The organism is Moritella sp. 5 (assembly GCF_018219455.1).
Classification (GTDB): Bacteria; Pseudomonadota; Gammaproteobacteria; order Enterobacterales; family Moritellaceae; genus Moritella.
The window spans coordinates 848,565-862,394 of record NZ_CP056122.1 but is presented as its reverse complement, the minus strand read 5'-3'; the positions used below and the strand labels follow the sequence as shown (position 1 = coordinate 862,394).

At 41.2% G+C, this 13,830-nt stretch carries 13 protein-coding genes; 9 read left to right on the top strand and 4 right to left on the bottom strand.

Annotated elements, in window-relative coordinates:
- Positions 1 to 11 precede the first annotated feature (11 nt).
- Positions 12 to 1,301, top strand: coding sequence for an alpha/beta fold hydrolase (locus tag HWV01_RS03980; RefSeq protein ID WP_211674167.1), 1,290 nt, complete (start codon positions 12 to 14; stop codon positions 1,299 to 1,301).
- Positions 1,302 to 1,390: 89 nt separating this feature from the next.
- Here HWV01_RS03980 and dsdC read toward each other — a convergent pair whose 3' ends face one another.
- Together dsdC and dsdA are read right to left on the bottom strand one after the other, a co-directional pair.
- Entirely contained in the window at positions 1,391 to 2,323 is a 933-nt protein-coding gene (gene dsdC / locus HWV01_RS03975) for a DNA-binding transcriptional regulator DsdC (RefSeq protein ID WP_211674166.1), read from the bottom strand.
- Positions 2,324 to 2,487: 164 nt separating this feature from the next.
- Positions 2,488 to 3,816, bottom strand: coding sequence for a D-serine ammonia-lyase (gene dsdA / locus HWV01_RS03970; RefSeq protein ID WP_211675661.1), 1,329 nt, complete (start codon positions 3,814 to 3,816; stop codon positions 2,488 to 2,490).
- A 314-nt stretch (positions 3,817 to 4,130) separates the two neighbouring features.
- On the opposite strand from dsdA, the gene rsmE reads away from it, so the two are divergent.
- The 6 genes from rsmE to HWV01_RS03940 all read left to right on the top strand — a co-directional run bounded on the left by rsmE (position 4,131) and on the right by HWV01_RS03940 (position 8,288).
- Complete coding sequence (gene rsmE, locus HWV01_RS03965) at positions 4,131 to 4,862, top strand: 16S rRNA (uracil(1498)-N(3))-methyltransferase (protein ID WP_211674165.1); 732 nt, start codon at positions 4,131 to 4,133, stop codon at positions 4,860 to 4,862.
- Positions 4,863 to 4,872: 10 nt separating this feature from the next.
- Positions 4,873 to 5,826 (top strand): glutathione synthase, encoded by a 954-nt coding sequence (gshB, locus tag HWV01_RS03960; protein WP_211674164.1) that lies wholly within the window; start codon positions 4,873 to 4,875, stop codon positions 5,824 to 5,826.
- A 119-nt stretch (positions 5,827 to 5,945) separates the two neighbouring features.
- Positions 5,946 to 6,527, top strand: a complete 582-nt coding sequence (locus tag HWV01_RS03955; protein WP_045111614.1) for a YqgE/AlgH family protein — start codon at positions 5,946 to 5,948, stop codon at positions 6,525 to 6,527.
- A gap of 25 nt (positions 6,528 to 6,552) precedes the next feature.
- Positions 6,553 to 6,999, top strand: a complete 447-nt coding sequence (gene ruvX / locus HWV01_RS03950; protein WP_211674163.1) for a Holliday junction resolvase RuvX — start codon at positions 6,553 to 6,555, stop codon at positions 6,997 to 6,999.
- Between the two features lie 77 nt (positions 7,000 to 7,076).
- On the top strand, positions 7,077 to 7,601 hold the full coding sequence (locus HWV01_RS03945; protein ID WP_211674162.1) for a DUF2937 family protein: 525 nt from the start codon (positions 7,077 to 7,079) through the stop codon (positions 7,599 to 7,601).
- Between the two features lie 33 nt (positions 7,602 to 7,634).
- Positions 7,635 to 8,288 (top strand): short chain dehydrogenase, encoded by a 654-nt coding sequence (locus tag HWV01_RS03940; RefSeq protein WP_211674161.1) that lies wholly within the window; start codon positions 7,635 to 7,637, stop codon positions 8,286 to 8,288.
- 9 nt (positions 8,289 to 8,297) lie between these two features.
- Here the strand turns inward: HWV01_RS03940 and HWV01_RS03935 are convergent, their stop codons facing one another.
- Positions 8,298 to 9,245: a LysR family transcriptional regulator gene (locus HWV01_RS03935; protein ID WP_045111618.1), complete on the bottom strand. Its 948-nt coding sequence runs from the start codon at positions 9,243 to 9,245 to the stop codon at positions 8,298 to 8,300.
- A gap of 283 nt (positions 9,246 to 9,528) precedes the next feature.
- Here HWV01_RS03935 and HWV01_RS03930 point away from each other — a divergent pair, with 283 nt between their 5' ends.
- Entirely contained in the window at positions 9,529 to 11,133 is a 1,605-nt protein-coding gene (locus tag HWV01_RS03930) for an isocitrate lyase (RefSeq protein ID WP_211674160.1), read from the top strand.
- Positions 11,134 to 11,261: 128 nt separating this feature from the next.
- On the opposite strand, the gene HWV01_RS03925 is transcribed toward HWV01_RS03930, so the two are convergent.
- Complete coding sequence (locus HWV01_RS03925) at positions 11,262 to 12,386, bottom strand: hypothetical protein (RefSeq protein ID WP_249185435.1); 1,125 nt, start codon at positions 12,384 to 12,386, stop codon at positions 11,262 to 11,264.
- Between the two features lie 422 nt (positions 12,387 to 12,808).
- Between HWV01_RS03925 and HWV01_RS03920 the strand changes: the two genes are divergently transcribed.
- Positions 12,809 to 13,693, top strand: a complete 885-nt coding sequence (locus HWV01_RS03920) for an EamA family transporter (protein WP_211674158.1) — start codon at positions 12,809 to 12,811, stop codon at positions 13,691 to 13,693.
- Positions 13,694 to 13,830: the final 137 nt, after the last annotated feature.

Here is a 13,830-nt window from a genome sequence, read left to right as displayed (position 1 = left end):
AAAGGATTGCCATGAAAATTGATCTCACATTAAGCGGCTTAGTTGCACAAAAGCATACATTCACCTTGCCACTTGATTACAACAAACCTGACGGTGACACGATTGACGTATTTGTACGTGAACTTGTTGCTCCAGATAAACAAGATCAAGACCTGCCATATTTGGTCTATTTTCAAGGTGGTCCAGGGTTTGGTGCGGTACGTCCTATGGCGAATGGCGGCTGGATCAAGCGCGCATTACAAGAATACCGCGTATTATTACTCGACCAGCGTGGCACTGGGCTATCTTCACCAATCAGTTCGGTAAGTCTTAATCACTTAACTGCCAGTGAACAAGCGGACTACCTAAGTCATTTACGTGCGGATAATATTGTCCGTGATGCCGAAGCGATCCGAGCACAATTATCACCGTTTAATACCTGGAGCATCATCGGCCAAAGTTTTGGTGGCTTCTGTGTATTACGTTATTTAACCGCTGCGCCAGAAGGATTAACACAAGCTTTCATCACTGGTGGATTACCATCACTGACACGCCCTGCCGATGAGGTGTATCAAGCCACCTATAAACGCGTACAGGCGAAAAATAACGACTTCTTTACACGTTTTAGCGATGCGCAAGACCTTGTAGCTGCATTAGCAACACACATTACCGAGCACGATACTTACCTTGCGACAGGTGAAAAGCTAACAGTTGAAATGCTACAACTACTTGGCGTTAACCTAGGTATGGAAGAAGGCCCTGAAGCGGTTTATTACCTACTTGAACAAGCGCTTATCACTACGCAAAAAGGCACCCAAGTTAATCCTTTATTTTTAGCACAGTTCTGTCAGTTCCTTGATTACAATACCAACCCAATTTTTGCCTTACTGCATGAGTCTATCTATTGCCAGCAACAAGCATCAAACTGGGCTGCCCATCGTGTTCGTGCAGACTATGCTGAATTTAATTATCAAGCAGGCCAGTCCTTCTTATTCACTGGTGAAATGATTTATCCGTGGATGTTCGAGCAATTTAGTAACTTGAAACCATTGCAAGAAGCGGCGCAACAGTTAGCTGAAAAAGAGGATTGGTCAGATCTTTACGATCTAGAGGTACTTAAAAACAACCAAGTACCGGTTGCGGCTGCAATTTATAGCGAAGATATGTATGTCGACATGCAATACAGTCTGGAAACGGTCGCCCGCGTGAACCACCTTAAATACTGGTTAACCTCAGAGTTCGAGCACAATGGTATTCGTATGGATGGTGACAAGGTGTTGAGTAAACTTATCGACTTAAATAAAGGGGTTATTCTGCGCTAATAACCGCATTAATACGGCGACTCTGAACTGGTATCACCCGTTAATAAAATGCAGGTGATACCACTTCTTTTGCATATTTAAGAACACGGCTATTGTTCAGCTTGCTGCTGTAACCAGTCTAATAACACCTTCACTCTCGGGTTAGGCGTAATATCTGCGCTATATACGGCATGGTATTGATATGTTGCAGGACTAATGAGTGCCGGAAAGGGCGCAATTAATTCACCACTACGTAAATGTTTATCTACCAGTCGTTTACGTCCAATTGCCAAGCCTGCATGATTAATCGCGGCGACCATCGCCAAATCAGAACGGTCAAAACTCAAACCCCGATTATAATTCACTTCATTTATCTGATGGCGCTCAGTCCATTCTAGCCATTCCGCATTATAAGTGGCTTGTGGCCACGCCTTACAATCATGTAATAAACTACAGTTGCGAATATTTTCAGGGTTATCAACAAGGTCGTGTAACTCGGCATAAGCAGGAGAACAGACGGGCGTAACCTCCTCTGACATCAATTCGATATTCGATAATCCAGGAAAGGGACCTGATGTATAATACAGTGCCACATCGATAAATTGAGTATGAAAATTAATATCGTCATTACCGGTAAGAATATCCAACTGAATAGCCGGATATTGACGATGAAAATCATGTATCCGAGGCACCAGCCAACACAGTGAAATAGAAGGACGGGCGTAAATTGTCAGACGACCTGATAACTCATTGCTGCGAATATCATTTAACTCTTCATCCAGTGAATTAAACAACCGCTCACAACTACGGCATAACCTCGCGCCCTCCCCCGTCAATTTCAGCTGTTTATGCAGACGATGAAACAACTTAAAACCGAGTTCTTGCTCCAGCTTGGCAATACGATGACTGACCGCGCTGGGAGTGAGAAAAAGGACCTCTGCCGCTTGCGTAAATGAACCATACTGCGCTGCTTTGACAAAGGTATCTAGATTAGCTAATTGGCTACCGCTAAATTGTTTATGATTGCCGAATGTTAATTCCATAACTTAATACCCAAACTCCTTCAAGATGCTATATCGAGACTCGCTGGGATATCAGAACAAGGCACAATATGCAGATAATGGTATTCCATTTTTAAAATCTCACTTTCAAATATTGTAACGCAGTACCGTTATTCGAGCGAGCCTCCCGTAGGGTAAGCGAAGGATCAATGTTTAGCTTGCTGTAAGTAGGCTGTCATTTCCTGCTCTGGCACCATACCGCCGCCAGTTGCCCACACCAAATGCGTTGCATTCGCCAAACTATCACTAAGTTTCATCCGCTCAAGATAATCTGAATTGGTGACCACATGCATAATACCCGGCATACCAGCCAACGCAGAAGGTTCGAGCTTAAGTTGCTCAGTATCATGGATCATCTCTAATAACTGATACATGTCAGCATCTGTTAATGTAATATAGCCATCTAACATCCGCTCCATTGCTTTACCAATAAAACCCGAAGCACGTCCAACAGCAAGGCCGTCAGCTGCAGTGATATTATCAATACCGAGATCTTGAACCGAGATCTGGTCATGCAGTCCAGTATAAACACCGAGTAGCATACACGGCGAATGCGTCGGTTCGGCAAATATACAATGTACACTGTCGCCAAAAGCCAGCTTAAGACCAAAAGCAACGCCGCCTGGGCCACCACCCACACCACAAGGCAGATAAACAAAGAGCGGATGCTCAGCATCAACAATAATTTTTTGCTCAATAAACTGTTGCTTTAACCGCTCTCCGGCAACCGCATAACCCAAGAACAACGACGTAGAGTTTTCATCATCAACAAAATGACAGAACGGATCTTGTAACGCTTCTTCACGTCCGCGTTCGACCGCTACACTGTAGTCAGATTCATATTCAATAACATTGACGCCATGACTTCGCAGGCGGTCCTTTTTCCACTGCCGCGCATCCGCAGACATATGCACACTGACCTGAAACCCGAAGCTGGCACCTATAATACCAATAGATAAACCTAAGTTTCCGGTTGAGCCAACAGCAATTTTATACTGGCTGAAAAATGCCTTAAATTGTGCTGAATTAATTTTACTATAATCATCTTCTAAACGAAGTAGACCAGCTGAAATTGCCAGTTTTTCGGCATGCTGCAGAATCTCATAAATACCACCCCTTGCTTTAATTGACCCCGATATCGGTAATTGAGAGTCTAACTTGATCATCATCCGACCTGGTAATGATGTCTGATAGTAATTACTCAGCGCCGCTTGCATCGCCGGAATCGTCTGCACCGGTGATTCAATAATACCGTTACTCAACTGTGTTTCAGGAAATGCCTGACAAAAGAAAGGAGCAAAACGCAGCAAACGTTCACTCGCCTCCTGCACATCTACAGCAGTTAAACCAACATAAGGTAAGGCTTCAGCATAGCTTGTCACTTTAGAATTAAACCAGCTCAGTGGTTTAAGATCTATCAGCGATTCCAACAATGGAAATTCATTTATTAATTGTATGTTCCGGGTCTTATTCATCATATGCCTTAACTAAACAGTAAAATACCGTCTATAGCAGTGCTGCTATAGGACGCTTAAGCTTGTCACTTGCACGCTTAAATAACTTATTCGTTTCAAGATAATGAGTATGCATCGACCGTGCTTAAACGAACAAAGGATCAATTTTTAACCTTAGGATGAATCTGACAATGCCAGTAATGAGACTAAGATCACCTTGGCTTATTACCGCACCAAACAACTTTTTTATTTCTTAACAGATAAATTTCATCAGCAAATTAAAAAAGTGGGTATAATCATTTTATTAACTACATATTTAAATAAAGGTACACAGCATGCGTCATCCTCGCATCTTCGAATCCGGCGAACTAATCGTGGGTTCTAGCTTTGAATTATCACCAGACGGCGCAGGCCACGTTGGTCGTGTGTTACGTATGACTACAGGTGATACGCTAACTTTATTTAACGGTAAAGGTGGCCAATACCAAGCCACAATTGAACAAACAACTAAAAAATCAGTGACAGTTCAGATTGACGAATTCCAAGATATTAACAGTGAATCACCACTTAAGATCCACCTTGGTCAAGCGATCTCACGCGGTGATAAAATGGATTTCACTATCCAAAAATCTGTCGAATTGGGTGTAACAACTATTACGCCACTCTTTAGTGAACGTTGTGGTGTGAAACTCTCTGGTGAACGTTTAGAGAAAAAAATACAGCAATGGCAAAAAATTGTCATTTCTGCGTGCGAACAAAGTGGCCGTAATTACGTGCCGCAAGTACTAGCACCAAAACAGTTAAAAGACTGGGCGGCAGAAGAAACAACAGAACTCAAATTGAACCTGCACCCACGCGCAAAATACAGCATTAATACCTTACCCGAGCCTAAAAATGGCGTGCGTTTGTTAATTGGTCCTGAAGGCGGTTTATCTGCGGATGAAATTAGCATGACAGAACAATTTAACTTTGAAGAAACGTTATTAGGTCCTCGAGTATTACGAACAGAAACAGCAGCATTAACGGCGATCACCGCATTACAATGCCGCTTTGGCGATTTAGGATAGGATAAAGAATATGACAATTAAACTTGGCATCGTGATGGATCCAATTGCAGACATCAACATTAAAAAAGATTCTAGCTTTGCAATGTTAATGGAAGCGCAAAACCGTGGTTACGAACTTTTCTACATGGAAATGCAAGATCTGTTTATGCTTGAAGGCCGTGCATATGCTGCGTCCCGTTCATTGAAAGTACAACAAGATCCAGCTAATTGGTACGAGTTAGGTGAAGAAACAAATCACCTATTATCCGATCTTGATGTGGTATTAATGCGTAAAGATCCTCCGTTCGATACTGAATTCGTTTACGCAACTTACATGCTTGAGCGTGCTGAAGACGAAGGCACATTAATCGTTAACAAACCGCAAAGTCTACGTGATGCCAATGAAAAACTATACACAGCATGGTTTAGCGAATTCACGCCAACAACATTAGTAACACGTCGTAAAGACAAATTACGTGCATTCCATAAAGAACACAAAGATGTGATCTTAAAACCGCTTGATGGTATGGGTGGCGCATCAATCTTCCGTCTTAACGAACAAGATAAAAACGTAAGCGTGATCATCGAAACACTGACTGAACATGAAACACGTTACTGCATGGCACAAAAATTTATTCCTGATATTAAAGATGGCGACAAACGTATCTTAGTTATTGATGGCGAACCGGTACCATATTGCCTAGCCCGTATCCCAGCAAGTGGTGAAACGCGCGGTAATATCGCCGCTGGCGGTCGTGGTGTTGCACGCCCATTATCAGAAAGTGATTGGAAGATTGCCAAAGCATTAGGGCCTAAATTAAAAGAAAAAGGCTTAATTTTTGTTGGTCTAGACGTGATTGGTGACAAGCTTACTGAAATCAATGTAACAAGCCCAACGTGTATCCGCGAAATTGAAGCAGCCTATGACGTAAGCATCACAGGTATGTTGATGGATGCGATTGAAGCGCGTTTAAAGAAAGATTAATTTACCTTCCCACGCGTAAATGAAGAATAAAATAAATCATAGCTTATAATCAATTTAACCAATTAAGCTATGATTTTCTGCCATAATAACATTCACAGCTAACAATAAAAGATAGGCCTATGGACTCTTTGCAAGATCACTTCCTTATCGCGATGCCGAGCATGAAAGATGGTATTTTCGAACGCTCTGTTATCTATATTTGTGAACATAACAACGAAGGTGCGATGGGGATCATCATCAACCTTCCCGTCAATATTTCTGTCGACGAGTTATTATCACAAACAGTCGAAGCTGATCTAGACGATGAGACAGCCTCCCCTGCCGAGCCGAAAACAGTCATCGATGATCTGGTATTTAAAGGTGGTCCTGTATCTGAAGACCGTGGTTTTGTATTGCATACAGCCTATCCCGGTTTTAGCTCGAGCTTACAAATCAATGATGAATTGATGATCACCTCATCATTAGATGTATTAGCAACACTTGGCACTAAAAAACAACCCGAAAATTATATTGTTGCGTTAGGTTATTCAGGCTGGACGAAAGGGCAGTTAGAACAAGAAATTGCCGACAACAGTTGGTTAACTATTAACGCTGACGAAAATATTTTATTTAAAGTGCCTGTGCACCAACGTTGGGAACAGGCCGTGCAAAAAATAGGTATCGACGTCAGCCAATTATCGAGTCAGGTAGGCCACTCTTAATATTAAGAGCCCTACGGAGAAAAATATGAGTAATGCAGAAAACGGACAAAGAACCCTGCTTGGTTTTGATTTCGGAACAAAAAGTATTGGTATCGCCGTTGGTCAAGAAATCACAGGTACAGCGCGGCCGCTTGTGGCTTTTAAAGCCAATGATGGCATACCAGACTGGGATTTAATTGAACAACAGATTAAAGAGTGGCAACCCGATCTTGTGATCGTAGGTAAACCATTAAATATGGATGGTACAGAGCAAGAGATCACTAAGCGTGCAATTAAATTTGCCAATCGTTTAACAGGCCGTTTTAATGTTAAAACAGAAATGCATGACGAACGTCTAACGACAAAAGATGCCAAAGCACGTTTGTTTGAAGAAGGTGGTTTTAAAGCCCTGCAAAAAGGCGCCATTGACAGTGCGTCAGCGATGGTGATCTTAGAAGGCTGGATGGAATCGCAATATGGCGCAGAATTATAACGGTAAATAGCTATAATTTGTAAGCACGACTCTGTAGAGATTAACAGAGTCTACTCATCGCAAAGGACGCGCGCAATATGACATTTATTCATGGTTTACTACAACGCTTATTATTTACCATTGGCGTCATGTTATTTATGCAGTTTCCGCAATTTATTGATCATTACAGCCAGCAACTTTCCGGTTATTACCTTGCCCAACAAAACCAACTACAACAATTTCAATTAATTGCCGATACCAACTTTAATGGTCAGCTCGATACACTCATTGCCGATTTTAAATCCAGCCCTTCACCAGCTGTTCAGCAAGTTGGTAAGCAAGTGCTCACATTACAGCAATCATTACCTGAATTAGCGACCGATTTGGTGACCCTCACAGAAGGTAGTTATATAAATAAGCTCACTTATTTTGTTACTCGCATCGACAGTAAATTAGCTGAAAATACCTTATCGCTTTTCACACCAGGCATACCATTAAGCCAAGCGGCAATAGTAACGGGGTTAGTTGGCGGGATAACGCTAAACTTATTTTGGCTATTCAGTTTAAAACTATTAACGCTAATGTTTACCCGCTTTTATATTCTCGGTAATAAAGCTACTTAGCAGTGTTGTAGAACTATAGATTAAGGAATTATCATGAAAAATGTCATTATCGTCGGCGCGACAGGGGCAACAGGCAGCCAATTAATGCAGCAGTTACTCAATGATGTGACGGTTGAGAATATCTATGTCGTGCATTATCGACCGACACCGTTCGTGCATCAAAATAAAGTAACGGAAATCATTATCGATTTAGCCAATTTTAATGACTTGAATATTGAAGCAGAGATTGATTTCGCCTATTGTTGCTTAGGTACAACACGTAAAAAAGCGGGTTCATTAGCCGCATTTAGACAAGTAGATAAAGACTATATTGTAAACTTTGGTTCTTGGGTAGCAAATAATACGAAAGCACAATTACATGTCATCAGTGCTGTTGGTGCCAATACTAAATCGGTAAGTAGTTACTTACAAACTAAAGGCGAAACAGAGCAATTATTACGTCAGTTGCCCCTCACAGCTTTATACCTTTACCAACCGACATTATTACATGGTAAACGTGATGAGTTTAGATTAATGGAAGCCTTCGCTTATTACCCACTTGCCATACTATCCCTCTTTCCAGTGCCTCTGTTAAAGCAACAGAAGCCGATAGGCATCGACCAGCTTGCAAATTCGATGTATCAGCTAAGCCAGCAAGTAACAAGTGGCTATCATGTGATCAGTAGCTTAGAGATCCAGCAATATTAATTGTCGCACCTATTCATTATCAGCACGCAGTTCCGTTGCCGCTTCAAGTACCAGCTGGCGAAACCAAATGTGGCTAGCGTCATGATGCAGTAACGGGCTCCAGATCATTTTCAATTCAATATTAGGGATCGGGAATGGTGGTTCAAGTAAAGTATAGTTACTGTTACTTTTATGAATGAGCGCAGCCTGAGTCGGTAATGTCGCGATGAGTTCATCTTGCAACGCTAATTGCATCGCGACATTATAATTACGCGTAAATACCGTAATATCACGTTTCTTACCTAAACGATTAAGTGCTTCATCTACCCAGCCTAACTTTTGTACATCATGTGGATTCATCCCGACACCGACGCCAAAACCAGTCTTAGATACCCATACATGTTTTGATGCTAAATAGTGATTCAAATTAAATTTATTTACGATCGGATTATCCGCATTCATCATGCAAGTAAATGAATCATGCCATAAGGTTTTTTGATAAAACGATTGCGGTAATTCATCAAACCGATTGATAGCCATATCAATCTTGCCTTCCTCGACATCATGGAAGGTCACGTCTGAGGGGGTCATAATATCCACGGTCATATTGGGTGCCACTTTACTTAGCTTACTCAGTAAACGTGGGATCAAAGTTGATTCGGCATAATCACTAGCCATAATACGAAAAACCCGCTGACTATGTTGATCAAACTCTTTTTCTTCTTGTAAGGCTTCTTCTAGTTCCAGCAATAATTTTCTGATCACAGGGGCTAATTTACGTGCTTTTTCAGTCGGAGTCATACCACCAGAGGTACGCACTAAAACAGGATCGTCAAGCAGAGTACGTAATCGACGCAAGCCATTACTCATTGCTGGCTGGGTAATATTAAGCATACTTGCAGCACGAGTTACGTTTTTTTCACGCAACAAAACATCGAAGTAAATCAATAAATTAAGATCGATACCTGATATATTCATAAAATAAATACCCACAATAATAAAAGTAATAAAACAATGCTAACTCAATGATATAGCAACTTACATTAAAGAAAATTAAATCATATCTAACGACTATAACCAGAATACACCATAAATAAGATAAATTAACAGCTATATATATTCACGGTGTGAATGCTGACTATAGAAAATATAAACTAACTAAATATTAATTGAGCGTTTAATATTAACTCATCAAAACGCAAACGAATAAAAGGCTTTAATCGCTGCGTTTCAATTTATTGATCACTGTAAAGGATTTGCTATGTCAACATACAACAATGATATCGATTCAGTTTCTACGTTAAAAGCTGAACAAGGTTCTAAATGGGCTGCTATTAACCCTGAATATGCAGCGCGTATGCGTGCTCAAAACCGTTTCAAAACGGGTCTTGATGTTGCACAGTTCACTGCTGATATTATGCGTGCAGATATGGCTGAATACGACCAAGATTCTTCACAATACACGCAGTCTTTAGGTTGCTGGCATGGTTTTACAGCCCAACAAATGATGATGGCTGTTAAACGTCACGAAAAAACAACCAAGAAAAGCTATGTTTACCTTTCTGGTTGGATGGTTGCGGCACTGCGCTCTGACTTCGGTCCTTTACCAGACCAATCAATGCACGAAAAAACATCTGTACCTGCATTAATCGAAGAAATCTACACGTTCCTACGTCAAGCTGATGCACGTGAACTGGATATCTTATTCAACGAATTAGATGACGCTCGTAACAACGGCGGTGACGTAGTAGCAGCACAAGCAGCTATCGACAACCACGAAACACACGTAGTGCCAATCATTGCCGATATTGATGCTGGTTTTGGTAACGAAGAAGCAACGTACCTTCTTGCTAAGAAAATGATTGAAGCTGGTGCATGTTGTATCCAAATTGAAAACCAAGTATCTGACGCGAAACAATGTGGTCACCAAGCAGGTAAAGTAACGGTTCCACACGAAGATTTCCTAGCGAAAATCAACGCGGTACGTTATGCATTCCTTGAATTAGGCATCGACAACGGTGTTATCGTTGCACGTACTGACTCATTAGGTGCTGGCCTAACGCAAAAAGTACCTGTATCGCAAACGCCAGGTGATTTAGCGTCTCAATACAATGCATTCCTAGAAACAACGCCAGTTGAATCAGCAGCAGATGTTGCCGAAGGCGACATGGTTATCAAGCAAAACGGTAAATTAGTTAAACCAACACGTTTAGCGTCTGGTCTGTATGCATTCCGTGAAGGCACAGAGATTGACCGTGTAGTACTTGATTGTGTCGTTAGCTTGCAAAACGGCGCTGATTTATTGTGGATTGAAACTGAAAAACCACACGTAGGTCAAATCGCACACATGGTTAACGAAGTACGTAAGACAGTCCCTGATGCGAAGCTTGTTTATAATAACTCGCCATCATTTAACTGGACGCTTAACTTCCGTCAACAAGAATACGCAGGATGGGTTGAAGCAGGTAAAGATGTATCAGCATACCCTGACCCAGCAACAGACCCACGCGGCCTGATGGATGAGAAATTCGATACGTCTGAGCTAGCAATCGCAGCAGATAAGAAAGTACAAACGTTCCAAGCTGATTCAGCACGTGAAGCAGGTATCTTCCATCACCTAATCACATTGCCGACTTACCATGAAACAGCACTTGGTACAGATATTCTTTCTGAAGGTTACTTCGGTGAACTTGGTATGCTTGCTTATGTACGTGATATTCAACGTCAAGAAATCCGTCGTGAACAAGCATCAGTTAAGCACCAAAACTTAGCGGGTTCAGATATCGGTGACGCACATAAAGGTTACTTCTCTGGCGATAACGCGCTTAAAGCTGGCGGCGAAGACAACACGATGAACCAGTTCTAATTTAGAACCTCATTGTTAGCTTATTATCAGTTAAATAATAAGAGTCAGTTAATATGAAAAAACCAGCTTCGGCTGGTTTTTTGTGTTTGAGCAATAAGCTAACAACCTTTAAGTTGAAGCGACTTAATTTATTTATCTTTCAGCAATAATATTCGCGCTTCAAAGTAATCAGGGAAAGTGCGATAAGTATTAATATAATCATCCCAGTTTTTAAAATAGCCACCGAGATAATCCAGCTGATATTGATTGTTTTCAAATGCTCCGCCCGTATCCGCTAATACCGTTAATCGACTTTCTCCATTGTGAGTGAGCATGATCAGCTTACCTAATCCTAGGTGTGCTAAATCACCTGCAACAGTCACCAAAGGATACACCGGGATCTTATAACTGGCATCTTTACCATAACCCATCACCGAATCGGTTTTCTTAAAATACCAGTAACGTCCCTGCTGCTCCTTCTTCAAATTACGTTGATAGCCGATGCCATTATTACGATGGACATTAAAAAACTGACTAGTAATGCCATTATCATGGTCGGCGGCAATATCGACTTTTACTGTACCCTGCATTAATGAATCTTCTAGGTCATAACGCGACAACCACACCATAGGCTCTGCTAAATTATCTTTATCTAAAATACCCGTTAACACATCTTGTTTAGTCAGTTTATGGCGAGTTAAATTCTGGTCTGCATTACCCTGCTCTAGTGTTAAGCCTTTTTCATCATTTGGTAGCGCATATAACGCATAAGGGGTTTCAGCTGTTTTTTTGGCACTGCCTTTCGCGAGTTTAATATAATATTTGGTCAGTAAAATTTGATCATCTGGGATATTTTTCAACAGCGGTTTATTTTTGGAAAAGCCCTGCGCTTGTTTTTTATCTGGCATCCAGCGGATCACATCAAAGTGCTGAGCTATAAATTCAGCATCCATCAGACGGCTCGGGGATCCAGCTAGTTCATCCGCTTGCTGCACTTGGCAAATAAAATTAAGGGTGCGCTTTACTCTTTCTAAATCGCCACCAAATTGCGCAGTCATGCCTGCGGTAATAATACCAGGGTCGTAATCTTCACCTAAGGTAAGATAATCAGCCGTGCCTTTAGCCACACTGCAGAGTTCGGCAGTAGATGGCGTCACCATTTTACCAATAGCAGGCTCGACTTCTAACTGATAAATAGGATTTGTAGCCACATTCGCAACCGTGTTAAACGCCACCAGCAGGGTAAAAGGTAATAAAGTACTCAATTTCATCATTTTAACGATCTCGATATTCGAAGATAAACAGCTAATATTAATCATAACAACGACAAATATACCAGTACTCTCGAGTTATATACCCAAGTTAGTTCAAGATGCTATATCAGAGACATTGCAACGCTGTGCTGTTATTCCTGCTCGCCTCCCGTAGGCAAGCCGAAAGAATGAATCTTCGGCGTTATGAAGTCTTGATTTAGAATAACTAAATCCTCAACTTCATGCCTTGAAAATCCTCTCCTTTCGGTTTGCTGATTGTGCATCTTGAAGTAACTTGGGTATGAGTGCTCATTTATTACTCTGACGTAAAGCAAACAGGCAAGTTTTAAACACAAGTCTGTCATGTAAATACAGCAAAATATAAACTCTAGTTACTCTGTTCGGCAATAATTCTGCTTACATCTATTAATTAAGGTAAAGGAATGCATTTTTTAATCATTACAAATTTAGTATGGGCTTTTTCGTTTAGTCTTATCGGGGTTTATCTAGCGGGTCAGGTTGATGCTTGGTTCTCGGTATTATTCCGTATTGGTTTAGCCATGTTGGTATTCATCCCATTCTTAAAGCTAGGTAATTTATCGCGTAGTACGATTGTAAAAGTCATGGCTATTGGTGCTTGCCAACTGGGTATAATGTACGGATTTTATTATCAATCATTCCTACTCTTATCAGTGCCAGAGGTATTACTGTTTACCGTATTTACCCCGATTTACGTGACCTTAATTGATGACCTATTACATTCTCGTTTCAACCCTTGGTATTTAGGTACTGCGATCATTGCAGTATTGGGGGCGGTGGTAATTAAATACGCAGGTATTAACGAAGGTTTCGTGGTTGGATTCCTTGTTGTACAAGGGGCAAATATTGCCATGGCGATTGGCCAAGTAGCTTATAAAAAACTATCTGAAAATGAATTAAAAGATGTTAAACATAGCGAAGTGTTTGGCCTGTTCTATATTGGAGCCTTCCTTGTTGCCTGCATCGCATTTATGTTACTGGGCAGCACAGAGAAAATGCCAACGACGACAACGCAATGGGGTGTATTAACTTACCTCGGTATTATCGCGTCGGGCTTAGGTTACTTCATGTGGAATAAAGGCGCATGTTTGGTGAATGCAGGGACATTAGCCGCCATGAATAACGTGCTTGTACCGCTAGGCTTGTTAGTTAATCTGGTGATTTGGAACCGTGATGCGGACTTAGTCAAATTGGCGTTAGGCGGCGGTATTATTTTGCTATCACTCATATTTAATGAAACCATCGTAAAGCAGAAAGTAAAAGTAAAACAAAAAGCATTAGCGCAGTAAGACTAACCGCTAAAAATCCCCTAGGTGATACCACTATCTACATTAAATCACCTAGGTTGCCTCTACCATCATATAACCCTACAAATAAGTACTTCCCAATAACACGGTATTCTCTGCTACAATCGCCTTTTTATACG